Raw genomic sequence first — 24,451 nt, 5'->3', positions numbered from 1 at the left:
AACGTCTTAGTTTATAAGGTTTTATTAAAATGAAAAAAATTGTCTTATTAGGTTATATGGGTTGCGGAAAGTCAACAATCGCCCAAAATTTGTCAAAAATTACAAATATTCCGTTTCTTGATTTGGATAAATGCATCGAAAAAAAAGCAAATTTGTCGATAAATGAAATTTTTGAGCAACACGGAGAAGTTTATTTTCGAAAATTAGAACACGAAATTTTTGTAGAATTACTTCAGTCTCCAGAAAATAATATAATTGGTTTGGGTGGAGGAACACCTTGTTATGCAAATAATCATGAATTATTGCAAAAAGAAGATGTTACTTCGATTTATTTAAAAGCTTCAATAGAAACGTTATTTAACAGACTGGTTAATAATAAAAGCAAGCGGCCTCTTATTGCTAATATGAATGAAGAGGAAATGAAAGAGTTTATTGCAAAACATTTGTTTGACAGAAGTTTTTATTATAACAACGCCAAGTACAAAGTTTCGGTTGATGACAAAACTGTTGAAGATACGGTTCAGGATATTTTGGCAATTTTGGCCTAACTTAAGAAAGCATAGTTGTCGCCATTTTCATCAAATATCACCTGAACATGCTCTAATAATGATGTTGAAAGCGATATTCCTTTAAAATCGGCCTTTACAGGGTATTTTTTATGATTTCGGTCTACAAGTACTGCGGTTTTGAATTTCTTAAGCGGAACGTCTAAGAAATGACGTACTGCATATATTAATGTGGTACCGGAGTTTAATACATCATCAACAAGCACTAATCCCTTATTTGAATATTCTTCTTTTGTTAAAGAAGTTTGTACAGGTAATTGAGGATTTTGCTTGTCAACCCTGACTTCGCATATAGATACTTTAAGTGTTGAAATGTTTTCTAGGGCAGCTGCGATTTTTTGAGCAAAAACAGAACCGTTTGTAGCAATACCAGCAATCACAACTTCTTCTTCATCAACAAAAGTCTCGTAAATTTGGTATGCGATACGTTTTATTTTGTGTTCGATTTCCTGATTCGTTAAGATGATATTTTTGTTCATGATTTTATTTTTTGCTAAAGTACAAATTTAGGTTTTGAAATTCCAATATATAAAAATTCCAAATTCCAATGTTGAGGTTTATTTTAGCTTTTTGGAATTTGGAATTTAATTTTTGAAATTTTTGAATTTTATTCCGTCTCATCTTCATCAATTATATCATTTCCGTACTCGTCAATATCTCTTCGGTCTTTTTTAGTTGGTCTTCCCGTTCCGCTTTTACGGTAGTGTTCTTTAGATAACTTTAATAGTTCTAAATGTGCATAAGCTTCTGCGGGTGTTTCGTTTTTTCGATAAATATCGACAAGTTTTGCTCCAACGCGACTTTCGGGAATATCCAAAACGGTTATAATTTGCGTAATCTGATCTTTTCTAAAGGTAATTTTGTCAGTTGGAAAAACCTCTTTTGATGGTTTGGCAACCTGCCCATTTACGGTAATATGGTTCTTTTTGCAGGCCTCAGTAACCATGTTTCTGGTTTTATAATAACGCACGCACCATAAGTATTTATCTATTCTCATAATTTTTCTAAAATAGAAGTTAAAATCTTTACAAAAATAAATCAATATTGTATCTTGCGCACCTAAAAAATTAAGAATAATGAACAAATTTAAATATTATTTTATTTTATTATTGGCAGGTATTGCTATAGTTTCTTGTAATAAGGATGACGATGATGATGTTGTGGTAGTTCCTCTAAGAGATTATAAAGAGCAGTATAAAGCAGATAATGATTCGATTGTCAAATATTTAAAAACAAATTATATTAAAGAAGTCACTGCTAATTTTGATATTACAATTGCTAAAATCCCTGCAGGAGGAACACAAATATCTATATGGGATCAAACTGATTATCCTTTACAATCCAGAGATGTGTATAGTGATGATGTAAATTATAAAGTATATTATCTTACTTTGAGAAAAGGAACAGGACAATCACCTTGTAATTATGATAAAATTTCTGCTTCTTATACAGGTAATTTATTAAATGCAACTGAATATTTTGATACATCTTATGGAGTGGCAAGGACTTTTAATTTAGAGCCTTATTTAGCTACATCAGTAATCGAAGGATGGTCAGAAATTTTCCCTCAATTTAAGACTGGAACTTCTACAACAAGTAATAGTGGTGTAATCACATATGATAATTATGGTGCAGGAGTAATGTTTTTACCATCAGGACTAGGATATTATGGTACTGCACAAGATGATATTCCAGCTTACTCTCCATTGGTATTTAGTTTTAAATTATATGATCTTCAAAGATTAGATCATGATTTTGACGGTGTTTATGATTTTGAAGAAGACCTAAATAAAGACGGCTACCTGTATGATTTTAGAAATACTGAAAAATATCCAAACCCGCCGACTAACCTGTTTGATGATACAGATGGAGATAAAATAGCAGATTTTATAGATGTTGATGATGATGGTGATGGATATACAACTTTTTATGAAATTACAAAACCAGCAGGAGAGGTAGGTATTGTAAACGGAATTAATTATGGAATAAGTAAATATTATCCGTTTGACCCAATTGCAGATAATCCAAAAACTCCAAATGTTGACGAAACAGAAACGCGTGGTATCCCTAGGAAATTTACAGGACCACTTGTTGATCCTACAAAGCCGGAATCTGCAACAAATCCAAAAACTGGAACGAAAGAGGATTATGAAGATCCTTCCAGATTAAGATTACATCTTGATAAAACTATTCATTCCGGTACTGGTTATTAATAAAAGAAAAAACCTCGAAATTCAATTTCGAGGTTTTTTTATAAGTAAGAAAAATGAAATTATTTTCTTTTGATTACTCTTTCTACAGCTTCAACAATTGCCTGATTGTTTAGTTTGTATTTGTCCATTAATTGCTCTGGAGTTCCAGATTCACCAAAGCTATCGTTTACAGCTACAAACTCTTGTGGAGCCGGAGTGTTTAAAGCTAATACTCTTGAAACACTTTCTCCAAGACCTCCAAGAATGTTATGCTCTTCTGCAGTTACAACACATTTTGTTTTTGCCAATGATTTAAGAATTGCTTCTTCGTCAAGTGGTTTAATAGTGTGAATGTTGATTACCTCGGCAGAGATTCCTTTTGCTTCAAGTGCTTCGGCAGCAATAAGAGCTTCCCAGACTAAATGTCCTGTTGCAACAATAGTTACGTCAGTTCCTTCGTTTAATAAAATTGCTTTTCCGATTACGAATGGTTCGTCTGCTGGAGTGAAGTTAGGCACAACCGGACGTCCGAAACGTAGATAAGCAGGGCCATGGTGATCAGCTAATGCTAAAGTAGCAGCTTTAGTCTGATTGTAATCACAAGTATTGATTACAGTCATTCCTGGTAACATTTTCATTAAACCAATATCTTCTAAGATCTGGTGTGTTGCTCCGTCTTCTCCAAGTGTTAAACCAGCATGAGAAGCACAGATTTTTACGTTTTTATCAGAGTAAGCAACAGATTGACGAATTTGATCGTAAACTCTTCCTGTAGAAAAGTTAGCGAAAGTTCCTGTAAAAGGAATTTTTCCTCCAATTGTTAAACCTGCAGCAATACCGATCATATTAGCTTCTGCGATTCCGATTTGAAAAAAGCGTTCCGGATGATTTTTTTTAAAATCATCAAATTTTAATGATCCAATTAAATCTGCACATAATGCAACAACATTTTCATTTTTTTGACCTAGTTCAGTCATTCCCGCTCCAAAACCTGAACGAGTATCTTTACTTCCTGTATTTGTATATTTTTTCATTTTTGTCTTTTATGAGATGCTAAGTTTCTAAGTGGTTAAGTTTCTAAAGTGAAACTTTCACTGAGACTGAACGCTTTTTAATAATCGATTTGATCTGCAGAATAATTTTGAGCCAACGCAGCTGTTAACTGATCATTGTTTGGCGCTTTTCCGTGCCAAGCGTGTGTATGCATCATAAAGTCAACACCATTACCCATTTCAGTATGTAATAAAATACAAACCGGTTTTCCTTTTCCTGTTCTCGATTTAGCGTCAGTCAGACCTGCAATTATAGCATCGATATTATTTCCTTGGGCAATTTCTATAACATCCCAGTCAAAAGCTTCAAATTTTGCACGCAGGCTTCCCATTGCCAAAACTTCGTCAGTTGTTCCGTCAATTTGTTTTCCATTAACATCAACTGTTGCGATGATATTGTCCACTTTTTTTGCAGAAGCATACATGATAGCTTCCCAGTTTTGACCTTCTTGTAATTCACCATCTCCGTGTAATGTAAAAACTAAATGTTTGTCTCCATTTAATTTTTTAGCCTGAGCAGCACCAAGGGCAACCGATAAACCTTGTCCTAATGAACCAGAAGCTATACGAACACCAGGTAAACCTTCGTGAGTTGTAGGATGTCCCTGTAAACGAGAATTTAATAATCTGAAAGTTGCCAATTCTGAAATTGGGAAATATCCGCTACGTGCTAGTACGCTATAAAAAACTGGAGAAATATGACCATTTGAAAGGAAAAAAATATCTTCTCCGATTCCGTCCATATCAAAACCTTCTTTACGGTCCATTATATTTTGGTATAATGTTACCAAAAATTCAGTACAACCTAGTGATCCACCTGGGTGACCTGAGTTGACAGCATGTACCATACGAAGAATATCTCTTCTTACTTGGATAGTTAAATCGCTTAATTGTTGTGTGTTAGGCTTCATTTTATTTGTAAAAGTTAAACTGAAGCAAAAGTAAATTTTATTTTGCGGTAAGGCAAATGATTTTTTGCTTTAGTTTGCTGTAATTGTTAAATTATGCTTCTTTTTTTATTGATGTAGAAAAAAAAATAAACCTAATAAGTACTTAATGAAAGTTGCCCTGGATTAAAATTAATTTGATTTAAATCTTTATTAATCTTAATCCAGGGCAAAAATGAAATTTGTGGCAAAAAAGGGTTATTCTGTATCTGCGTCGCTGTAAAAATTATTTTCTTCATCTTCGGAACCAATATCTTCCAGCTCATCATCAAGTTCAGCGCCTGGAATGTCTAAATCATTTCCTAGTTTGTCGCTGTTTTGTTTCCATTCATTATCATAATTGTCGTTGTTAATGACTATTCTTTCGCCTGAAATTCCTTCAGGATCTATATCCTCCAGTTTTTCTTCCTGATTATAAATGTCTTCGTTTGCAGGATAATCCAAATTATCAAGATTTCTTTCAATTCGCTCTTCAGTGGTCGTGTTTTTATTTTCTGAATTTATCATGATTTCTATATTTTAATTGATATTATTACCTAATTATATAGTCTAAAATTAGCAAATTAGTATTGTTGTTATGTTATACTTTATTACTGTCGTTATTGTAACTTTTACATTAGTCTATTTATATTTTATCGAAGTGCCGTCGCATCTTTGCGTTAGGGATAGAAGTGAAAAGCCCACAGCCTGACGAAGGAAGTGCGAGGACTTGCAGCGGATAGCCCGACCGTAGGGAACGCCCAAAAGAAAGTGAGAAGTTAAAAGTTAGAAGTTTTTGTTTCATGTTTCAAGTTACAGGTTCGCTTTTAGGACTGTTTAGGTATTATCTAATTTTCTAATTGACAAATTACCTAATTAATTAAATTTCCCTTAAATTAGCTTATCTTTGCCGTCCCGAACAATCGGGAGAAAAAAGAAACAGATGAAGTTTGATTTATTACAAAAAGATCCGCAGTCGAAAGCAAGAGCGGGAAGTATTACTACAGATCACGGCGTAATTGAAACGCCTATTTTTATGCCTGTTGGTACCGTTGCATCAGTAAAAGGTGTTCATCAAAGAGAGCTGAAAGAAGATATTAATCCGGATATCATTCTGGGAAATACCTACCATTTATATTTACGTCCGCAGACAGAAATCCTTGAAAAGGCCGGTGGACTGCATAAATTTATGAACTGGGATCGTAATATTTTGACGGATTCTGGCGGGTATCAGGTGTATTCGCTTTCGAGCAATCGAAAAATTAAAGAAGAAGGAGTGAAGTTTAAATCGCATATTGATGGTTCTTATCACTTTTTTACACCTGAAAATGTAATGGAAATTCAACGTACAATTGGAGCTGATATTATCATGGCTTTTGATGAATGTACGCCTTATCCTTGCGATTACAGATACGCACAACGCTCAATGCATATGACACATCGCTGGCTGGACCGTTGTATTAATCATTTGGAGAAAGTTCCTTATAAATACGGATACGAACAGACATTTTTTCCGATTGTTCAGGGAAGTACTTATAAAGATCTTCGTCGCCAGTCTGCAGAATATATTGCAAACTCAGGCCAACAAGGAAATGCAATTGGCGGATTGTCAGTAGGGGAGCCTGCTGAAGAAATGTATGCAATGACGGAAGTGGTTTGTGAAATTCTGCCTGAGGATAAGCCCCGTTATCTAATGGGTGTTGGAACTCCGATTAATATTTTGGAAAATATTGCTTTAGGAATTGATATGTTTGATTGTGTAATGCCAACACGTAATGCCAGAAATGGAATGCTGTTTACGTCAAACGGAACAATCAATATTAAAAATAAAAAATGGGAGGCTGATTTTTCTCCAATCGATGAAATGGGGCATACTTTTGTAGATACAGAATATTCAAAAGCTTATTTGCGTCACTTATTTGCAGCCAACGAATATTTAGGAAAACAAATTGCTACAATTCATAACCTTGGTTTTTATATGTGGTTGGTTCGTGAAGCAAGAAAACATATCTTAGCAGGAGATTTCAGACCATGGAAAGAAATGATGGTTAAAAATATGAGCCAAAGACTATAAAAGAGTTTCAAGTTTTTTTGGTTTCAAGTTTCAAGTTCGCATAGAACCTGAAACTTGAAACCTGAAACAAAAAAAGCAAAAATCTATGTTAACGATAATAGATAAATATATTTTAAAAAGATATTTGGCGACTTTCTCGGTAATGATCTTGTTATTTATTCCAATCGGAATTGTAATTGACGTATCAGAGAAGGTAAACAAAATGCTTGAAAACAAGATTCCGTTTACTCAAATCGCTATTTATTATTACAATTTTACGGTTTATTTTGCGAACTCATTGTTTCCGATATTTTTATTTTTATCCGTAATCTGGTTTACATCAAAATTGGCAAATAATACTGAAATTATTGCGATTTTAAGTTCGGGAATTTCCTTTACGCGATTTTTAAGGCCTTATATTATTGGTGCTTCTATAGTTTCTGTTTTTGTATTATTAATGGGATTTTTTATTGTTCCGGCAGCAAGTGAAGGGTTTAACAATTTTAGGTACACCTATCTGAAAGGAAATGGAAAGCAATTGATGCGTGGTGAAAATACAAATGTCTACAGACAGATTAATGACCATGATTTTATCTTTGTTAACAGTTTTAATGAGGAATCTAAAACAGCTTTTAATTTTTCGTTAGAACATTTTGAAAAAGATAAATTGAAGTATAAAATTACGGCTAGCCGTATTAAATGGGACCCGAAGAAAAAAGTCTACACTATGTATGACTACACTAAGAGAACTGTTGGTGAACTGAATGATGTAATTGAAAAGGCTCCGGAAAAAAATACTGCTTTTAAATTTGAATTGGAAGACTTAACTCCTGTGGTCTATATCGCTGAGACATTAAGTTTGCCAAAGCTTTATAAATTTATTGAGAAAGAAAGAAAACGCGGATCTGGGAATATTAATACTTATTTGGTCGTACTTTATAAAAAGTATAGTGTTCCTGTTTCTGCTTTTATCCTTACAATTATTGCTGTTGCGGTTTCTTCTATGAAGCGTCGTGGCGGTATGGGAACAAATCTGGCGATTGGAATTGCAATTGCTTTTTCTTTTGTGTTTTTTGATAAAATATTTGGTACACTTGCCGAAAAATCTACTTTCTCACCTTTACTGGCAGTTTGGTTTCCTAATATAGTTTTTGGAATACTGGCAGTTTACTTATTACGAAATGCGAAACGATAATTTAAAAAGTTATTTAAACCTTCATTTAATTGTTTTCATCTGGGGGTTTACAGCAATCTTAGGCGCCTTAATCACTATTGATGCCGAAAACCTGGTATGGTACAGAATGCTTCTGGCCGGAATTTTTCTGGGAGGTTTTATTGTTTTTAAGAAGCAGTCTTTTAAGGTTCCTGTAAAAGAATTTTTTAAACTTATTTTTGTGGGTTTGCTAATTGCCTTACATTGGATTTTCTTTTTCAAGGCGATTCATATTTCTAATGTTTCTATTACGCTTTCCATCTTTTCGCTTGGTGCATTTTTTGCGTCTTTACTTGAACCTATATTTTACGGGCGAAAAATATTATGGTATGAAGTTTTTTTCGGGCTTATAATAATCGGTGGTTTAGCATTAATTTTAAATGTAGAAATTAAATATTTGAATGGTGTATATTTTGCATTAGCTTCTATTATACTTGGAGTTTTGTTTACACTTATGAATGGAAAATTAATTGCAGATCACGAGCCGTCGGTCATTACTTTTTATGAGTTCGCCGCCGGGGTTTTCTTTATTTCTGTTTATTTTTTATTTCAGGGAAAATTTAATGCTGATTTCTTTTCTATGTCTCTCAATAATTGGGTTTTACTGTTGGTTTTAGCTTCAGTTTGTACGGCATATGCTTTTACTGCTTCTGTAAAAGTAATGCAGAGACTGACTCCTTACACGGTTATGTTAACGACTAATCTGGAGCCTGTTTATGGAATTGTTCTGGCTTATTTTATTCTTGGCGGAAAAGAAAAAATGAGTACAGAATTTTATATAGGAGCTGTAATAATTGTAATTACAGTTATTTTAAATGGTGTTTTCAAGCATTATCAAAACAAGAAGAAAGTGTAATATTTTCCTTATTTTTAAATTGCATTTTTATACTTTAAATAACAATTAACTTCGCCAATGATATAATATTTTTATATTTGCGGTTCGATTTACAAACAAAATTCAAAAATCCATGGAATATTTAGATTTTGAGCTTCCAATAAAAGAACTTGAAGAACAGTTAGAAAAGTGTGTTATAATTGGAAAAGAATCTGACGTTGATGTAAGCCCAACTTGCAAGGAAATCAACAAGAAATTAGAACAAACTAAAAAAGATATATATAAAAACCTTACGGCTTGGCAGCGAGTACAATTGTCAAGACACCCGAACAGGCCTTATACCTTAGACTATATCAGAGCTATTTGCGGTGAAACATTCTTAGAACTTCACGGAGACAGAGGTTTTAAAGATGATAAAGCAATGGTTGGTGGTTTAGGAAAAGTTAACGGACAATCTTTTATGATTGTGGGCCAGCAAAAAGGTTATAATACTAAAACACGTCAATACCGAAATTTTGGTATGGCAAACCCGGAAGGATATCGTAAAGCTTTGCGTTTGATGAAAATGGCAGAGAAATTCGGAATTCCGGTTTTAACTCTTGTAGACACTCCAGGTGCATATCCGGGACTAGAAGCTGAAGAAAGAGGACAGGGAGAAGCTATTGCCAGAAATATTTTTGAAATGGTTCGTTTAAAAGTGCCTATCATTACTATTATTGTAGGTGAAGGTGCTTCTGGTGGAGCTTTGGGAATAGGTGTTGGGGATAAAGTTTATATGTTAGAGAATACATGGTATTCTGTAATTTCTCCAGAATCATGTTCTTCTATTTTATGGAAAAGCTGGGAGTACAAAGAACGTGCTGCTGATGCACTTAAATTGACTTCATCTGACATGAAAAGACAAAAATTAGTTGATGATGTAATCCCGGAACCACTTGGTGGGGCGCATTATGACCGCGAAACTACTTTTAAAACAGTTGCCGAATATATTACCAAAGGTTATAATGAGTTAAAAGACTTATCAACAGCTGACTTAATTGCCCAAAGAATGGACAAATACAGCAATATGGGTGAGTATAAAGAATAAATTCATAAAAAATGAATTAAAATCCGAAGCCTTACCGTTTCGGATTTTTTTTTGGTTATGAACAAAAAAGTCATATTTATAAACAATTATTAGTTATAACTAGATAGCTTATTTTTTTTAAAATTCGCTACTTTCGCTATATGGAAAATTTCAAAAACGTAAACCCTATAAAAGTCGATAAAACCACTATTATAAACCTGGAAAAAGGTAAATTACCTCCACAGGTAATAGATATGGAAGAGGCCGTTCTTGGAGCGATGATGATTGATAAAAAAGGAGTAGATGATGTAATTGATATTTTACAGCCAGATGCTTTTTACAAAGACGCACACAAGCATATTTTTGAAGCCATTCTGCAGCTTTTTACTGAGACACAGCCAATTGATTTATTGACAGTTTCTAGTCAGTTAAAGAAAAATGGAAAGCTTGAATTAGCAGGAGGAGATTTTTATTTGATTCAGCTTACGCAAAAAATTGCTTCTTCTGCGCATATCGAATTCCACTCACGTATTATTCTTCAAAAATTTATTCAAAGAAGTTTGATTCGAATTTCTTCTGAAATAATTGAAGAATCTTATGATGAAACTACAGATGTGTTTGACTTGCTGGATAAAGCTGAGTCAAAACTATATGAAGTGACGCAGGGAAATATTAAACGTAGTTCTGAAACTGCACAGAGTTTAGTGCTTCAGGCAAAAAAGCGTATTGAAGAAATTGCAGGTAAAGAGGGATTAAGCGGAATTGCTACTGGTTTTGAGAAGTTGGATCAGGTAACTTCTGGGTGGCAGCCTTCGGATTTAATTATTATTGCAGCTCGTCCTGGTATGGGTAAAACGGCTTTTGTACTATCTATGGCACGAAATGTTGCTATTCAGTTTGGACATGCAGTGGCAGTTTTCTCACTTGAGATGGCGTCAGTTCAGTTAATTACGAGGCTTATTTCATCAGAAACAGGATTGTCATCAGAAAAATTAAGAACAGGAAAACTTGAAAAACATGAATGGGAGCAGCTAAGTACTAAAGTTAAAGATTTAGAAAAAGCTCCTTTGTTTATTGATGATACGCCTTCGCTTTCGATATTTGATTTACGTGCAAAATGCCGTCGTTTGGCTTCACAACACGGAATTAAATTGATTATTATTGACTACTTGCAGTTAATGACAGCTGGGGGTAACGGTAAAGGGGGAGGAAACCGTGAGCAGGAGATTTCTACCATTTCCCGAAACTTAAAAGCTTTAGCAAAAGAGTTAAACGTTCCGGTAATTGCACTTTCGCAGTTATCCCGTGCCGTTGAAACGCGTGGATCCAGTAAAAGGCCTTTGCTTTCTGACCTTCGTGAATCTGGAGCTATTGAGCAGGATGCCGATATCGTTTCGTTTATTTACCGTCCTGAATATTATAAAATTGAAGAGTGGGATGATGATGAACAATCGCCAACTGCAGGACAGGCTGAATTTATTATAGCAAAACACCGTAATGGTAGTTTGGAGAATATTCGTCTAAAATTCGTAGGTCATTTAGGTAAATTTGATAATCTTGAAGATTTTACCGGAGGTTATGATGACTTACCATCAAAAATGAATCATGATGACAATCCGTTTATCACCAAAAACCTGCCGTCAGCAAATGAGGCTTTTGGCAGTAATCTCAATGATGACGATGATGACAGTGATGTTCCATTTTAATTAAATAAAAACTGAATAAGCAAAAAAATCTTCATAAGCATAAGCTGATGAAGATTTTTTTTTATCTAAAATCATAACTTAAATTTCATAAGTAATTTTATGCATTATATCTTTTATGTAAAATTAATTCGGTAGTTTAGCAAAACCATTAACAAAATTTATACTATTAACTAATTCAAAAAAAAAAATTAAACTATGAGCGAAGACACATTTCCAGGACCATTCCAAATTTCATTAGCGACTGCTAAAGAATGGGAGAAAAGGTATCAGGATGAAAATACTGTTGAAGACAGTAAGACTAAAGTAAAATCTTTTTTAATACCACGAGAAAGTTTAGAAGCAGTTTTGCAACTTAATACCGAAGCCGTTCGTGCCTATATTGGTATTAATGACAAAAAAGAAAAGACTCTTTTTTTTGTTGGAGCAGGGTATGATAAAGAAACGGGTACATATAATGATGTTTACGGAGCACCGTCGACACTACTAAGATCTGAGGCTGCGACTGATGATATAGTTTATGATGGAGTACGCCCTAGTCCACCTTATTGATTTTTAAAAGAATACGTATAAATATGGATAATTTTTTAATATACTTAGTTTATGCAATTTTATTCTTAAATCTCATTTTCTACAGCATTAGCTTTTTTCAAAAGAAAAAAGCTAATGCTTTTTTTGTGTCATATATTGTCTTTAGTTTTTGTATGCAATTTTCTATGGAAATTTTATATCGACTAAGTATTCATAATTTATTACTTGTAAATTTCTTTTTTCTCGGACAATTTATTTTGTTAGGACTGTTTTTTAAATCGCTTTTTTCAAATAAGAAACAAATAAAATATATACAATTTAGTATGTATTTAGCGCTGTTTTTAATTGTTTGTCAGTGTGCCTATGATTATCATTTATTGTTTGAATTTAATTTGTTTGTAATCACACTTACTTCACTTTTATTAGTTTGTTATGCTTTAATGAATTTATATAATCAGCTAACTACTGAAAAAATGTATTATTTTATAACTATAGCTATTATTATGTACATGTTATCTAGTGCTGTTTTGTATTTGGTAGGTAGTTTGACAAAGAATTTGAGCGATGATTTTAAATATATCTCATGGCAACTCAATGCACTTTTAGTTATTTTACAGCAGTCCTTGTATTTGTATGAATGCAAAAGAATCTTTTTAGAAAATAAGAAGCAATAAAAAAAGCACTTTTAAATATTGATAAAACCAAACCAACTATGAAGAAAACTATTTTATACGCAACAATATCGGCGATGTTTTTGATCTTTTCATGTCAAAAGGATAACTCGCAGGAAGATAGCGTCTCAGTATCAGCGATACAAAAAGAAAATTGGCTTACAGCTGATTTAGATTCAAAATTTGCAAACTCGCAAAAACAGGTTACCGCTTATTTGTTTGACAATGATGAAATGTCAAAATTAGTAAAAACACCAAACATTAACGAAGTACGCTTTGTTCTTGGTTATTCTGATAATACAATTCAAATAGACGTTGTTGGTGTGGATAAATCCGGAAAAAAACTGGGCACAGTTAGTTCAACAATTTTAAAGGACTCAAATTACAGTAAAAAACTCGACGAACTTAACGATGTATCTGTAAGTACAACCAATAAAAGAACAGCATTATTAAATGCGCATTTGTTATCACCAAAAGATGCTTTCAAAGGAATTGAGGCTTGGCAGAAAAAACTAAGTTCAGTTTCTGATCTTGATGAAATCACTTCTCATGAAGGATCACGTTTTCGTTATTTTAGCTTAGAATCGGATATCGTAAAAGCAATGGTTGATAAGTCTGGTACAGCAAACATTGGTTTGTTTTTAGGGCTTAACCCTGTAGGTAAGGTTACGACAATTTTGATTAGCCTGGATAAAAGTAATACAATTAAAAAAACATCTTTAGCTTCAAAAACCGCAACGTCAGATGTTTATGACGCTACGCGCCCATGTCCGCCAAATGGTGATCCTGAAACAGATGAATAGATTTTCTTTGTCCGTCTACATCTTTTAAAATATTTATATAACTTTAATCAATAAATCACTATGAAAAAAACTATTTTATGCGCTATTGCAGCGATGTTTTCGATGATTTCATGCCAAAAAGATAACTCGCAAGAAGAAAGTGGGGCAGTATCTGCGGCCCAAAAAGAAAATTGGTTGACAGCTGATTTAGATTCAAAATTTGCAAATTCGCAAAAACAAGTTTCGGCTTATTTATTTGCAAATGATGAAATGTCCAAATTAGTGAAAACACCAAATATCAAAGAGGTTCGTTTTGTTCTCGGTTACGAAAATAACACTATACAGGTTAGTATAGTTGGGGTTGACAAATCAGGAAAAGAGCTTGGAAAGATTAATTCTAAAATACTTAAAGAGTCAAATTACGCGGCTAAACTTAGTAAATTAAATGAGGTATCAGTTAGCAAGACTAATAAAAGGACACCTTTAGTAACCGAACATTTATTGTTGCCAAAAGATGCTTATGCAGGAATTTTAGGTTGGCAGGAAAAACTGAATTCTGTTACAGGTTTAGATGAAGTAACTTCTTATAATGGATTACGTTTTCGTCATTTTAGTTTAGAATCTTCTATTATCGAAACTATGGTTAATAAAGCAAATACAGCAAACATCGGCGTATTTTTTGGACTTAATCCTAAAGGAAAAGTAACAACAATTTTGATTGGTTTGGATAAAAATAATTCAATCAAAAAAACATCAGCCACGTCAAAAGACGACGGTGAAAATGTTTTAGATGATGTTTTAGATGGAACTCGTCCATCTCCACCATATTAATATTTAAAAAAAGCAAGTATTTTTAATAAAAATCTCTATCGAAATTAATTTTGATAGAGATTTTACTTTTTAGAATTTTTAATATTATACTTAGATTTATAGAAAAACAATATATTTGATTTGAATCTATAACTTAATTAATACCATAGTTTATGAACATACATTCAGTTCCTGAAAAAGAAATTGTTATAATAATATTATATACCTCTCTTTTTTTTGTGGTTATGGCTATTGTATTGGTTGTTTTTTTCTATTTTTCCAGAAAAAAAATTATAGAAAAAGAACTCGAAAAGAAAGATTTGATCTTGCAATACCAAAAAGAGCAATTATACGCCGTAATAATCACACAGGAAGAAGAACGAAAACGAATTGCTCAGGATTTGCATGATGATATCAGTTCTAAACTGAATATAGTATCACTAAACAGTCATTTGTTAAACTCGCCAAACTTAACAGAAAGCGAAACAGCAGAAATAACGGATAACATTATTAATCTCACTACAAAAGCCTTAGAAAATTCAAGGAAAATAGCGCATAATTTATTGCCACCAGTTTTTGAGAAATTTGGGCTTAATGCAGCTATCGAAGAAATATGTGAAGAATTTGAAAGTTCTAAAGCTGTAAAAGTGTATTATAAAAATGAGATTGATTTTCATGAAAACGAAATTGATAGACATTTACATATTTTTAGAATTCTTCAGGAATTGATGAATAATTCTCTAAGACACGGAAAAGCAAGTGAAATTTGGATTGCTTTTAAAAATCAGAATGGCGTAAATTGTTGTAATTATGAAGATAACGGAGTTGGTTTTGATGCTAAATGTATTGAAAATCAAAAAGGACTTGGTATGAAAAATATTGAAAGCAGAATCTTATTTTTGGACGGAACAATAAAAATAAATTCAGAAATAAATCATGGTATTGATGTCATGTTCACCTTTTAGCGTTTAGATAATTTTATTAAGAAAATAAAATTATTAATAAAATAAAATGTTTTTTCTGTTTTGTAAAGCATATTTTGTAAATTCGAAACATCCAAAAACCAAATACACAAAATAAAATGAGTGGCGCCATAAAAATTGCTTTAGTCGATGACGAAGTTTTATTTCGGAAAGGAATCTCTTTTTTATTACAACGGGAGGAGAATATCGAAATTATTTTTGAGGCATCAAATGGAGAAGAACTTATTGTGAAGCTCAATGATAATCCGATAAAGCCCGATATTATTGTTATGGATTTGAAGATGCCGATCTTAAACGGTGTTGAAGCCACCAAAATTATAAGAAAATCGTATCCTGCCATTAAAATTATTGCCTTGACAAGTTACGATACAAAATCATTTGTAGCAAATATGATTCAGGTAGGAGCCGTTGCTTATTTAATAAAAAATACAACTCCAAAAGATTTAATTCATACAATAAATGAAGTATCCCGAAAAGGATTTTATTACAGTCAGACAGTTTTAAAAACTATTCAGGATACCATTATTTCATTAAAAAATAACAAAGGAAACTTAGAAACCGGTTTTCTGTCCCCTCGCGAAATAGAAATTCTTCAACTCATTTGTCAGCAAAAAACAACTTCAGAAATTGCTGATCAACTTTTTTTAAGTCCTAGGACAGTAGAAGGTCATCGTAATAATTTATTACTTAAAACCGAATCCAGAAATATTGCCGGATTAGTAGTTTATGCGATTCAAAATGATATAGCTGTACTGACATTTTAATTTTAGCTGGCTAAAAACTGTATTGATAAGACGTAATATAAAATTATAGTTAACACAAGTAAACAGATTCCTATCTTTTGTACTAATTTTAAGCCCTTTGGTTCATTGTTGCTTTCATTTGTTTTCATGGTTAAATTTTCATTGATTATATAATTGGTTATTTCACTAACAAATTTAATTAGAATCCACTTTTACATACCAAGTGTTTATACGTGTTTTTTTGTAAATATTTTCGGTATGAATTTATAATAGATTTTAAATAATAAAATAGTCAGCCAATTGTGTTTTTTGGAGGTTCCTTTATATCTTTACTAAAATAATTTTCTAATGAATAAAGGGCTAGCATATATTTTCATACTTCTGTTTTCTTTCACAGCCAAAGCTTCGTTTCTTTTAATCCCAATGGACGAAACTACACAGCAAAATCATCTTAAAGCATACGGAATTACCTATTGGTGTTTAAGCAAAGATTATAAGGCAAGCTGGTTATTAAATTATCGTGGAGGCTCATTTTTATTGCCGGATGCTGAGGAAATTCGTAAAGAATGTAAAATTCGTGGTGTAAGTTTTGAAATAATTTCTGATAGTGAAGAAGCTTCAATTTTAAATGAAATCTCAAGTCCTTCACAAAATATGGAATCGGTAATTCTTGAGAAAGCTCCAAAAATTGCTGTTTATACTCCAAAAGGGAAACAGCCTTGGGACGATGCAGTAACATTAGTTCTCACTTATGCTGAAATCCCTTTTACACCAATTTACGACGAAGAAGTTCTCAGCGATCAATTGCTTCTGTATGATTGGCTGCACTTGCATCATGAAGATTTTACAGGGCAGTATGGTAAATTTTATGCTGCTTATAAAAATACACCCTGGTATATCGACCAGAAAAAAGATGCAGAAGCATTGGCCTCAAAATTAGGTTACTCTAAAGTTTCACAAGAAAAAGGCGCAGTTGCAAAAAAAATCAGGGATTTTGTTATTGGCGGCGGGTTTATGTTTGCCATGTGTTCAGCGACTGATAGTTTTGACATAGCGCTTGCAGCAGATGGAGTGGATATTTGTGAGGCTATGTTTGATGGAGACCCTAGTGAATCAAATTACCAGTCAAAATTGAATTTTGCGAATTCATTTGCGTTTAAAAATTTTACATTAGAAAGAAAACCGGATGTATATGAGTTTTCTGATATAGATATGACCACCAAACGCAGAATAGTAATGGAAAAAGATTATTTTTCTCTAATGGAATTTTCTGCAAAATGGGATCCGATTCCCAGTATGCTGTGTCAAAATCATACTCAATTAGTAAAAGGCTTTATGGGACAAACTACATCATTTGATTCATCGCTGATAAAATCAAATATTTTAGTAATGGGCGTGTGCGAACTTAATGGTGAATCAAGGTATATTCATGGAGAAAAAGGAAAAGGTATGTTTACTTTTTTTGGAGGACATGATCCCGAAGATTTTCAACATCAGGTAGGAGATCCTCCAACAGTTTTGGATTTGCATCCTAATTCTCCGGGATACAGACTAATTCTTAATAATGTTTTATTTCCCGCAGCCAAAAAGAAAAAACTTAAAACATAATTATTTAATCGAAAATTCAAACCAAATAGGAATGTGGTCGGAAATTTTTCTTGCCTCTTTTAAAGAATTGAATTTTTTATAAAATGAAACCACACCAGAATTAATATAGTTTATAGTTGTTGTTTTATATAATATATTGTCAAATTCAGATGCTAAGCAATTATCATCCTTGCACTTTTGTTTCAATGTTGTTTTCTGATTTTGAAAAACAGGAAAGTATCCCATCTTTTTAAGTGGATTAAAAACAGTATGCGATTGTGGACAATTAAAATCTCCGACAAAAATTAAGTTTAGATTAGAATATTCCTGAGGTAAAAACTTGAAATATTTTATCTCGGTTTCAGGCTGCCTGCTTTTTGTGATAGCATGAAAGTTTACCAAAGTGATTGTTTTCTTATCAATTTTAAAAGTTGCAAAATAAGGTTCACGATCAATCTCCAAATTGTATTTTTTCTCTAGCCATGTGTTTCCTTGTAGGCTAACTTTGCTCACTTTCCATAAAAAAGCATAACGTTCTCTTTTATAACTGCTGCTGCTTGTCGGATTACTTATACTATAATCCCATTTTGTCCCCTTTTTATTTAAGATTCCGGCTAATTTTGTTATGGACTGTGCCCCACCATAGCCCGCAACAACTTCCTGAATAGCTATAATATCATATTCCTGAATAATATTGGCAGTAAAACTGAGATCAGATTCTGTTTTGGATTTACCGAAGTTTTCAAGATTCCATGATAGAATCCTAATCTGGCAAAAAGAATTGACAGTAAATAATAAAATAAAAAAACTAAGAATATTTTTCATGCAATATTTAAATTGCCAAATATATGCATTTCAAAACTGGGCAATCTATGCTAAAAAATAAATTTCAATAACTTATTTTAAAGTTTTCTATATCTGTTTTTCAATGCTGTGCTAATAATTATTATTTGCAAAACCAGAAGCGCAGGGATGAAAATAACATTCCAATTTACTTCTAGCCAGCCTGTTTTCTCGGATACGAAAACAAAACTTATAGATAGGAAAAGGCAAAGTAACATTGTTTTTATTATAATTTTATTGTGAGTAGTATTAATTCTTGAAGAGAATTTTCGATTGTGGTTCTTTTGTAATGATATTTCGTATTTTGGTTTCATCTGGTCTTGTTAATTAGTTTTTAAAATAGACTTCTTAAAAAGTTTTTGTGTACGAAATTCGTAACATACTAAATTAATTAGAAACTTTTTTATCTGTCCGATGTGGTTATTTATTTGTAAAATCTGGATGATATTTAAAATTAAAATATCATTTATATCTCACAAGCCAAAAGTAAAGAATAGTAAAACTTGAAAACAGGGTATAAATACGGTATTTTTATAGGATTTAAATCAAAGACTTTTATTTTTAAAATTGCTTGCAAAAGCAAAACCCTCTTTTGGGAGGGTTTCTACGGTTTGTTTGTATAAAAAGATCTGGAAGCTTATACAGCTCTCATTCCTGTAGCAATTCCAATTCTGTTCCACGCATTAATTGTAATAATCATCATTATAATTTCAGCAAGGGATTTTTCATCATAATATTTTGCTGCATTCTCATAGGTTTCTTCAGAGACATGATTACTAATTAAAGTAATTTCTTCTGTTAATGCCAAAACAGCTTTTTCTTCTTCTGTATATACATCAGCTTCACGCCATGCACTTAATAAATAGATGCGTTGTTCTGTAACACCCAATTTTCGAGCATCTGCAGTATGCATATTAATACAATAAGCACAACCATTAACTTGTGATGCTCTGATTTTGATTAGCTCTTTAAGGACAGGAGTAATTGATGTTGTAGCAATGTATTTTTCTAAACTTAGCATGGCTTGATACGCTTCAGGAGCTACTTTCGGAATAACAATTCTTGGTTTCATTTTATTTATATTTTTAAAGTTTAATACAAAGTTCTTGTATATCTGCCTTAAAAAACTTGAACTGCTTCAAGAAATACTCCTAGACTTTTCCGGCTCTGATTTTACTCATAAACTCAGCAGAAAAATCCAAATAGGAGGCAAGCATATATTGTGGTACCCGCTGTACAAATTCAGGAAACAGATTGTTCATATGATGAAACCTTTCTTCTGCAGACATTGTAAATAAAAACTTGATGCGCATTTGTGCAGCTCCAAATGATTTTTGAGAAACAATTCTAAAATATCGCTCCAGTTTTGGGATTTGAAGTAAGATAGTCTCGAGACTTGATTTTTCTATAGCAATAACTTCTGAGTTTTCTACAGCCTGAATATAAAAATGAGAAGGAGTATGATTATGATAACTCAGATAATCGGTTATCCACCAATTTTCAATACCAAATTGCAGTGTTTGTTCTGTTCCCTTAGAATTGATAATGTATTGCCTCATACAACCTTTTATAATAAAATATAATGTGTTGCAAACCTGTCCTTCCTGTAAGACATGTTCTTTCTTTTTTATTGTAAATGTAGAAAGACATGACTCGAGTATATCAATTTCTGAAGATTCTAACGTTACAAATTTTTCTATATGATCAAAAAGAGATTTATACATCATTTAATTTACTAGCTATACAAATGTACTTTTTATATTCAATTTCTTAAACATGATTTTACAAACTATCACAAAACAAAAACCCAGTCGTTTGACTGGGTTCTATGATAAGTAAGTAATCTTAAATTGAGTTTATAAAACGTTTATTTTACTTTATTAAGAATAGCTTTGAAAGCTTCTGGGTGGTTCATAGCCAAATCTGCAAGAACTTTACGGTTCAATTCGATTCCGTTAGCTTTAACTTTCCCCATGAATTGAGAATAAGACATTCCTTCCAATCTAGCTCCAGCGTTGATACGTTGAATCCATAATGCACGGAAATTTCTTTTGTTTTGTTTTCTATCGCGGTAAGCGTAGCACATTGCTTTCTCTACTGCATTCTTAGCAACTGTCCAAACGTTTTTACGTCTGCCAAAGAAACCTTTGGCTTGCTTCATTATTTTTTTTCTTCTTGCTCTTTTAGCAACTGAATTTACCGATCTTGGCATAATTTTAATGTGTTTTTGTAGCAGGCGTCCTGAATTGAATCAAAGGAACTTAAAAGCCATACTCCAAGGTTATATAAATAATTTTTTAACCTAAAGAATTATTAGATAATTCTTAATTGTTGTTTAATGCTTTTCATATCTGTAGAGTGAACTAGCGCTGAGTGTGTCAAAGCTAACTTACGTTTTTTAGATTTTTTAGTCAAGATGTGACTTTTAAAAGCATGCTTTCTTTTAATCTTTCCAGAACCAGTAACTTTGAAACGTTTCTTGGCGCTAGATTTTGTTTTCATTTTAGGCATTTTTCCTAGTGTTTTAATTTATTCTTACTTACTTATTTTGTTTCAGGTTACAACTTTCAGGTTTCCAAGACTGATTACTGAAACTGCAAACTGATTACTTTTTCTTCTTAGGAGCAATGAACATAATCATTCTCTTACCTTCTAAAACTGGCATAGCTTCTACTTTACCATGTTCTTCTAAATCTGTAGCTAAACGTAATAACAAAATCTGACCTTGATCCTTATAGATGATAGAACGGCCTTTAAAGAAAACGAAAGCTTTTAGTTTGGCACCTTCTTTAAGGAACTTTTCAGCATTCTTTCTTTTAAACTCGTAATCATGCTCGTCGGTTTGTGGACCAAATCTAATTTCTTTTACTACAACCTGAGACGATTTAGCTTTCAACACCTTATCACGTTTCTTTTGTTCGTAAACAAATTTCTTGTAATCCATGATTTTACAAACCGGCGGCTCAGCATTCGGCGAAATCTCAACTAGATCCAATTCGAACTGATCAGCTAAACGTAATGCATCTGCTAGTTTAAATACACCAGGCTCGATGTTTTCACCAACTAGTCTTACTTCCTGTACACCACGAATATTGTTGTTTATTCTGTGTGCATCTTTTTTTTCTACGCGAGGTTGAAAACCTCTGTTGCTTCTTATTGCTATGACTTTATAATTTAAGTTAAACTGTAAAAACTTTTAATGTTTTATTTATTTCTTCGTTTACAATTCTGACAAATTCGTCAATTGTAACTGTAATATTCCCTTTTCCTTCTTGTCCGTGACGACGAATTGAAATAGTATTATTTTTCTCTTCTTCCTCCCCTACAATCAGCATAAATGGTATTTTCTGCATTTCTGCATCCCTGATTTTTTTACCGATAGTCTCATTTCGGTTATCAATTAGGGCGCGAATTTCGTGATTTTCTAGCAAATCTAAAACTTTTTTAGCATAAATTTCGTATTTCTCGCTCAAAGACAATATTATAGCTTGCTCAGGCATTAACCAAAGTGGGAAATTTCCAGCTGTATGTTCCAGTAAAATTGCTATAAAACGCTCCATAGATCCAAAAGGAGCCCTATGAATCATTACAGGTCTGTGTAATTCGTTATCAGCACCTTTGTAAGTCAATTCAAAACGCTCAGGCAGATTATAATCCACTTGAATAGTTCCTAATTGCCATTGCCTTCCCAAAGCATCCTTAACCATGAAGTCAAGCTTTGGACCATAAAAAGCAGCCTCGCCATATTCTACTACAGTATTCAATCCTTTATCTTTCGCAGCATTGATAATTGCATTCTCTGCTTTTTCCCAATTTTCGTCAGAACCGATATATTTTTCTCTGTTTTCCTGATCCCTCAACGAAATTTGAGCAGTAAAGTTTTCAAATCCTAAAGAACCAAATACATATAGTACAAGGTCAATTACTTTTTTAAACTCTTCATCCAACTGCTCCGGAGTACAGAAAATATGTGCATCATCCTGAGTAAACCCTCTCACACGAGTCAAACCATGCAATTCCCCGGATTGCTCGTATCTATATACAGTACCAAATTCAGCATAACGCTTTGGTAAATCTTTATACGACCAAGGTCTTACATTGTAAATCTCACAATGGTGAGGACAGTTCATAGGTTTCAATAAAAACTCTTCACCTTCAGCAGGAGTATTGATTGGCTGAAAACTATCAGCGCCATATTTTGCATAATGTCCAGAAGTTACATAAAGTTCTTTTTGACCAATATGAGGAGTAACAACTTGTTCGTATCCGGCTTTCTTTTGAGCTTTCTTTAAAAACTGTTCTAAACGATCTCTAAGCGCAGCTCCCTTAGGCAACCATAAAGGCAAACCTTGTCCAACTTTTTGAGAAAAAGCAAACAATTCAAGCTCTTTGCCAAGTTTGCGGTGATCACGACGTTTAGCTTCTTCCAGAAGTTCAAGATATTCGGTTAAGTCTTTTTGTTTAGGAAAAGAAGTTCCGTAAACACGAGTCAACTGTTTGTTTTTCTCGTCACCTCTCCAGTAAGCACCCGCAACACTCATAACTTTAAAAGCCTTGATGATCCCTGTATTCGGGATATGCCCACCACGACATAAATCAGTAAATGTAGAGTGGTCGCAGAAAGTAATAGTCCCATCTTCAAGATTAGAAATCAATTCAGTCTTGTAAACATTGTCTTTATACATTTCCAATGCTTCCGCTTTACTAACCGGACGCATTTTAAATTCATGTTTACCTCTCGAAATCTCAAGAACACGATCTTCAATCTTTTTAAAATCAGCTTCAGAAATCTTCTGGTCTTCAAAATCTACGTCATAATAAAACCCGTTAGCAATTGCAGGTCCAAGAGTTAATTTAATCCCTGGGTACAATTCCTCAAGAGCCTGAGCCATTACGTGCGAAGTCGAATGCCAGAAAGCCTTTTTACCTTCAGCATCATTCCAAGTATATAATATAAGATTACCATCGGTCGTTAATGGAGTTTCGGTTTCAATAGTTGTACCATTAAAAGATGCAGAAATAACATTTCTTGCAAAACCTTCGCTAATGTTTTTAGCGACCTCCATTGGAGTTACGCCCGAAGCGAACTCTCTAATTGACCCATCGGGTAAAGTAATCTTGATCATTGTTTATAATTTTGTGAATGCAAATATAAGTGATTACTAAAACACATACAATATATATATGTACAAGATTCTTTTATTATATAATAAGTAGAAAACTTTACTATAATATATAAGAGTAGAATAGGTTGGTATTCTATTTCAGATTTAAATACCCATTGTCAGCTGAGCGAAGCCGAAGCCTCTTTTCTGGTTTAGAATTTGAATTTTAAAAAAGGGAGTTTAGTTTTAATAAGGAGCTATTCCCGCTATCCGCTGCAATCTTTTGTGTCTCGTTAAAGAAACGAGACACAAAAGGATTTCCACTTCTATCGGGGCTAGGACACTTGTTTTCAAAAGAACTTTTGAGATTCATAATCCAAAAGAAGAAGCAAACCTTGCACCTTGATGGCAGAATGAATCAAATTCCTGCAAAAATCTATAAATTCCGCAAAAACGTCGTTTCGAAAAAGACTTAAAATACAGAAATATCAGCCTGATGAAGAAAAAACTGACAATGACTCAAAAAAAGTTTGATTGTAAAGAATCTGTTATCAGTGAGTTAAGAAAAAGCGTGGAAAAACATGAAAAAAATATAATAAAAACCCTTGTAAATGTAAATAAAGGTGCTACTTTTGCACCCGCAACAACGACACACGTTCCCTGATTTACTGACAAGCAATACGAATTAAGACTGAAAAAATTTTTTCAAAAAAGATTCAAAAAAGCTTGTGAGATTAGAAAACGGATGTTACATTTGCACCCCGCAAAACACGGAAAGTTCATTGAGAGA

General features: G+C 32.9%; 27 protein-coding genes. 15 read left to right on the top strand and 12 right to left on the bottom strand.

Annotated elements, in window-relative coordinates; genetic code table 11:
* The first annotated feature begins 29 nt into the window (after positions 1–29).
* A complete protein-coding gene (locus JOD96_RS15935) occupies positions 30–548 on the top strand; it encodes a shikimate kinase (protein ID WP_209565225.1) in 519 nt (172 codons plus the stop codon).
* Here JOD96_RS15935 and JOD96_RS15930 read toward each other — a convergent pair.
* On the bottom strand, positions 545–1,045 hold the full coding sequence (locus JOD96_RS15930) for a phosphoribosyltransferase domain-containing protein (RefSeq protein WP_209565224.1): 501 nt from the start codon (positions 1,043–1,045) through the stop codon (positions 545–547). The genes JOD96_RS15935 and JOD96_RS15930 overlap by 4 nt on opposite strands.
* Positions 1,046–1,173: 128 nt before the next feature.
* Entirely contained in the window at positions 1,174–1,563 is a 390-nt protein-coding gene (locus JOD96_RS15925; protein WP_209565223.1) for an RNA-binding S4 domain-containing protein, read from the bottom strand.
* 79 nt (positions 1,564–1,642) lie between these two features.
* Between JOD96_RS15925 and JOD96_RS15920 the strand changes: the two genes are divergently transcribed.
* On the top strand, positions 1,643–2,779 hold the full coding sequence (locus JOD96_RS15920; protein WP_209565222.1) for an FKBP-type peptidyl-prolyl cis-trans isomerase: 1,137 nt from the start codon (positions 1,643–1,645) through the stop codon (positions 2,777–2,779).
* Between the two features lie 59 nt (positions 2,780–2,838).
* On the opposite strand, the gene JOD96_RS15915 is transcribed toward JOD96_RS15920, so the two are convergent.
* From JOD96_RS15915 to JOD96_RS15905, 3 genes are all read right to left on the bottom strand, one after another.
* Positions 2,839–3,792 (bottom strand): transketolase family protein, encoded by a 954-nt coding sequence (locus JOD96_RS15915; protein WP_209565221.1) that lies wholly within the window; start codon positions 3,790–3,792, stop codon positions 2,839–2,841.
* 77 nt (positions 3,793–3,869) lie between these two features.
* Positions 3,870–4,721 carry a transketolase gene (locus tag JOD96_RS15910; protein ID WP_209565220.1) on the bottom strand — a complete coding sequence of 284 codons (852 nt, stop codon included), beginning with the start codon at positions 4,719–4,721 and terminating at the stop codon, positions 3,870–3,872.
* Positions 4,722–4,955: 234 nt separating this feature from the next.
* Complete coding sequence (locus tag JOD96_RS15905; protein WP_209565219.1) at positions 4,956–5,264, bottom strand: hypothetical protein; 309 nt, start codon at positions 5,262–5,264, stop codon at positions 4,956–4,958.
* A gap of 415 nt (positions 5,265–5,679) precedes the next feature.
* Here JOD96_RS15905 and tgt point away from each other — a divergent pair, with 415 nt between their 5' ends.
* From tgt to JOD96_RS15845, 12 genes are all read left to right on the top strand, one after another.
* On the top strand, positions 5,680–6,810 hold the full coding sequence (gene tgt, locus JOD96_RS15900) for a tRNA guanosine(34) transglycosylase Tgt (protein ID WP_209565218.1): 1,131 nt from the start codon (positions 5,680–5,682) through the stop codon (positions 6,808–6,810).
* 85 nt (positions 6,811–6,895) lie between these two features.
* Positions 6,896–7,984 carry an LptF/LptG family permease gene (locus tag JOD96_RS15895; RefSeq protein ID WP_209565217.1) on the top strand — a complete coding sequence of 363 codons (1,089 nt, stop codon included), beginning with the start codon at positions 6,896–6,898 and terminating at the stop codon, positions 7,982–7,984.
* Positions 7,971–8,858 (top strand): DMT family transporter, encoded by an 888-nt coding sequence (locus tag JOD96_RS15890; RefSeq protein WP_209565216.1) that lies wholly within the window; start codon positions 7,971–7,973, stop codon positions 8,856–8,858. Before JOD96_RS15895 ends, JOD96_RS15890 begins: the two co-directional genes overlap by 14 nt.
* 112 nt (positions 8,859–8,970) lie before the next feature.
* A complete protein-coding gene (locus JOD96_RS15885) occupies positions 8,971–9,924 on the top strand; it encodes an acetyl-CoA carboxylase carboxyltransferase subunit alpha (RefSeq protein WP_209565215.1) in 954 nt (317 codons plus the stop codon).
* Positions 9,925–10,064: 140 nt separating this feature from the next.
* Positions 10,065–11,609 (top strand): replicative DNA helicase, encoded by a 1,545-nt coding sequence (dnaB, locus tag JOD96_RS15880; protein WP_209565214.1) that lies wholly within the window; start codon positions 10,065–10,067, stop codon positions 11,607–11,609.
* 195 nt (positions 11,610–11,804) lie between these two features.
* Positions 11,805–12,158 (top strand): hypothetical protein, encoded by a 354-nt coding sequence (locus JOD96_RS15875; protein WP_209565213.1) that lies wholly within the window; start codon positions 11,805–11,807, stop codon positions 12,156–12,158.
* A 23-nt stretch (positions 12,159–12,181) separates the two neighbouring features.
* On the top strand, positions 12,182–12,811 hold the full coding sequence (locus JOD96_RS15870; RefSeq protein ID WP_245188426.1) for a hypothetical protein: 630 nt from the start codon (positions 12,182–12,184) through the stop codon (positions 12,809–12,811).
* A gap of 38 nt (positions 12,812–12,849) precedes the next feature.
* Complete coding sequence (locus tag JOD96_RS15865) at positions 12,850–13,611, top strand: hypothetical protein (protein ID WP_209565212.1); 762 nt, start codon at positions 12,850–12,852, stop codon at positions 13,609–13,611.
* Between the two features lie 60 nt (positions 13,612–13,671).
* Positions 13,672–14,421: a hypothetical protein gene (locus JOD96_RS15860; RefSeq protein WP_209565211.1), complete on the top strand. Its 750-nt coding sequence runs from the start codon at positions 13,672–13,674 to the stop codon at positions 14,419–14,421.
* Between the two features lie 152 nt (positions 14,422–14,573).
* The gene (locus JOD96_RS15855; protein ID WP_209565210.1) at positions 14,574–15,365 is read left to right on the top strand and encodes a sensor histidine kinase; all 792 of its coding nucleotides are present in this window, start codon (positions 14,574–14,576) and stop codon (positions 15,363–15,365) included.
* Between the two features lie 116 nt (positions 15,366–15,481).
* Positions 15,482–16,147, top strand: a complete 666-nt coding sequence (locus tag JOD96_RS15850; RefSeq protein WP_209565209.1) for a response regulator transcription factor — start codon at positions 15,482–15,484, stop codon at positions 16,145–16,147.
* A gap of 327 nt (positions 16,148–16,474) precedes the next feature.
* Complete coding sequence (locus JOD96_RS15845; protein WP_209565208.1) at positions 16,475–17,734, top strand: asparagine synthetase B; 1,260 nt, start codon at positions 16,475–16,477, stop codon at positions 17,732–17,734.
* Here the strand turns inward: JOD96_RS15845 and JOD96_RS15840 are convergent, their stop codons facing one another.
* From JOD96_RS15840 to thrS, 7 genes are all read right to left on the bottom strand, one after another.
* Positions 17,735–18,538: an endonuclease/exonuclease/phosphatase family protein gene (locus JOD96_RS15840; RefSeq protein ID WP_209565207.1), complete on the bottom strand. Its 804-nt coding sequence runs from the start codon at positions 18,536–18,538 to the stop codon at positions 17,735–17,737.
* 655 nt (positions 18,539–19,193) lie between these two features.
* Entirely contained in the window at positions 19,194–19,628 is a 435-nt protein-coding gene (locus JOD96_RS15835; protein ID WP_209565206.1) for a carboxymuconolactone decarboxylase family protein, read from the bottom strand.
* A 79-nt stretch (positions 19,629–19,707) separates the two neighbouring features.
* Positions 19,708–20,283: a Crp/Fnr family transcriptional regulator gene (locus tag JOD96_RS15830; protein ID WP_245188425.1), complete on the bottom strand. Its 576-nt coding sequence runs from the start codon at positions 20,281–20,283 to the stop codon at positions 19,708–19,710.
* Between the two features lie 140 nt (positions 20,284–20,423).
* Positions 20,424–20,768 carry a 50S ribosomal protein L20 gene (gene rplT, locus JOD96_RS15825; RefSeq protein WP_007810721.1) on the bottom strand — a complete coding sequence of 115 codons (345 nt, stop codon included), beginning with the start codon at positions 20,766–20,768 and terminating at the stop codon, positions 20,424–20,426.
* Positions 20,769–20,869: 101 nt separating this feature from the next.
* A complete protein-coding gene (gene rpmI / locus JOD96_RS15820; protein ID WP_007810722.1) occupies positions 20,870–21,067 on the bottom strand; it encodes a 50S ribosomal protein L35 in 198 nt (65 codons plus the stop codon).
* A gap of 94 nt (positions 21,068–21,161) precedes the next feature.
* Positions 21,162–21,713 carry a translation initiation factor IF-3 gene (gene infC, locus JOD96_RS15815; protein ID WP_110348982.1) on the bottom strand — a complete coding sequence of 184 codons (552 nt, stop codon included), beginning with the start codon at positions 21,711–21,713 and terminating at the stop codon, positions 21,162–21,164.
* Positions 21,714–21,735: 22 nt separating this feature from the next.
* Positions 21,736–23,682 (bottom strand): threonine--tRNA ligase, encoded by a 1,947-nt coding sequence (gene thrS / locus JOD96_RS15810; protein WP_209565205.1) that lies wholly within the window; start codon positions 23,680–23,682, stop codon positions 21,736–21,738.
* 475 nt (positions 23,683–24,157) lie between these two features.
* Between thrS and JOD96_RS15805 the strand changes: the two genes are divergently transcribed.
* Positions 24,158–24,325, top strand: coding sequence for a hypothetical protein (locus tag JOD96_RS15805; protein WP_209565204.1), 168 nt, complete (start codon positions 24,158–24,160; stop codon positions 24,323–24,325).
* The last annotated feature ends 126 nt before the right edge of the window (positions 24,326–24,451 follow it).

The organism is Flavobacterium sp. 1355 (assembly GCF_017833415.1).
GTDB lineage: Bacteria > Bacteroidota > Bacteroidia > Flavobacteriales > Flavobacteriaceae > Flavobacterium.
Note: the sequence above shows the minus strand (reverse complement) of the source record. Positions and strands in the feature narration are given on the sequence as shown.

What these genes read in the sequence shown, in the direction of transcription:
- JOD96_RS15935 (WP_209565225.1), top strand. Translation starts at nt 30, where the DNA reads ATGAAAAAAATTGTCTTATTAGGTTATATGGGTTGCGGAAAGTCAACA.
- JOD96_RS15930 (WP_209565224.1), bottom strand. Translation starts at nt 1,045, where the DNA reads ATGAACAAAAATATCATCTTAACGAATCAGGAAATCGAACACAAAATA.
- JOD96_RS15925 (WP_209565223.1), bottom strand. Translation starts at nt 1,563, where the DNA reads ATGAGAATAGATAAATACTTATGGTGCGTGCGTTATTATAAAACCAGA.
- JOD96_RS15920 (WP_209565222.1), top strand. Translation starts at nt 1,643, where the DNA reads ATGAACAAATTTAAATATTATTTTATTTTATTATTGGCAGGTATTGCT.
- JOD96_RS15915 (WP_209565221.1), bottom strand. Translation starts at nt 3,792, where the DNA reads ATGAAAAAATATACAAATACAGGAAGTAAAGATACTCGTTCAGGTTTT.
- JOD96_RS15910 (WP_209565220.1), bottom strand. Translation starts at nt 4,721, where the DNA reads ATGAAGCCTAACACACAACAATTAAGCGATTTAACTATCCAAGTAAGA.
- JOD96_RS15905 (WP_209565219.1), bottom strand. Translation starts at nt 5,264, where the DNA reads ATGATAAATTCAGAAAATAAAAACACGACCACTGAAGAGCGAATTGAA.
- tgt (WP_209565218.1), top strand. Translation starts at nt 5,680, where the DNA reads ATGAAGTTTGATTTATTACAAAAAGATCCGCAGTCGAAAGCAAGAGCG.
- JOD96_RS15895 (WP_209565217.1), top strand. Translation starts at nt 6,896, where the DNA reads ATGTTAACGATAATAGATAAATATATTTTAAAAAGATATTTGGCGACT.
- JOD96_RS15890 (WP_209565216.1), top strand. Translation starts at nt 7,971, where the DNA reads ATGCGAAACGATAATTTAAAAAGTTATTTAAACCTTCATTTAATTGTT.
- JOD96_RS15885 (WP_209565215.1), top strand. Translation starts at nt 8,971, where the DNA reads ATGGAATATTTAGATTTTGAGCTTCCAATAAAAGAACTTGAAGAACAG.
- dnaB (WP_209565214.1), top strand. Translation starts at nt 10,065, where the DNA reads ATGGAAAATTTCAAAAACGTAAACCCTATAAAAGTCGATAAAACCACT.
- JOD96_RS15875 (WP_209565213.1), top strand. Translation starts at nt 11,805, where the DNA reads ATGAGCGAAGACACATTTCCAGGACCATTCCAAATTTCATTAGCGACT.
- JOD96_RS15870 (WP_245188426.1), top strand. Translation starts at nt 12,182, where the DNA reads ATGGATAATTTTTTAATATACTTAGTTTATGCAATTTTATTCTTAAAT.
- JOD96_RS15865 (WP_209565212.1), top strand. Translation starts at nt 12,850, where the DNA reads ATGAAGAAAACTATTTTATACGCAACAATATCGGCGATGTTTTTGATC.
- JOD96_RS15860 (WP_209565211.1), top strand. Translation starts at nt 13,672, where the DNA reads ATGAAAAAAACTATTTTATGCGCTATTGCAGCGATGTTTTCGATGATT.
- JOD96_RS15855 (WP_209565210.1), top strand. Translation starts at nt 14,574, where the DNA reads ATGAACATACATTCAGTTCCTGAAAAAGAAATTGTTATAATAATATTA.
- JOD96_RS15850 (WP_209565209.1), top strand. Translation starts at nt 15,482, where the DNA reads ATGAGTGGCGCCATAAAAATTGCTTTAGTCGATGACGAAGTTTTATTT.
- JOD96_RS15845 (WP_209565208.1), top strand. Translation starts at nt 16,475, where the DNA reads ATGAATAAAGGGCTAGCATATATTTTCATACTTCTGTTTTCTTTCACA.
- JOD96_RS15840 (WP_209565207.1), bottom strand. Translation starts at nt 18,538, where the DNA reads ATGAAAAATATTCTTAGTTTTTTTATTTTATTATTTACTGTCAATTCT.
- JOD96_RS15835 (WP_209565206.1), bottom strand. Translation starts at nt 19,628, where the DNA reads ATGAAACCAAGAATTGTTATTCCGAAAGTAGCTCCTGAAGCGTATCAA.
- JOD96_RS15830 (WP_245188425.1), bottom strand. Translation starts at nt 20,283, where the DNA reads ATGATGTATAAATCTCTTTTTGATCATATAGAAAAATTTGTAACGTTA.
- rplT (WP_007810721.1), bottom strand. Translation starts at nt 20,768, where the DNA reads ATGCCAAGATCGGTAAATTCAGTTGCTAAAAGAGCAAGAAGAAAAAAA.
- rpmI (WP_007810722.1), bottom strand. Translation starts at nt 21,067, where the DNA reads ATGCCTAAAATGAAAACAAAATCTAGCGCCAAGAAACGTTTCAAAGTT.
- thrS (WP_209565205.1), bottom strand. Translation starts at nt 23,682, where the DNA reads ATGATCAAGATTACTTTACCCGATGGGTCAATTAGAGAGTTCGCTTCG.
- JOD96_RS15805 (WP_209565204.1), top strand. Translation starts at nt 24,158, where the DNA reads ATGAAGAAAAAACTGACAATGACTCAAAAAAAGTTTGATTGTAAAGAA.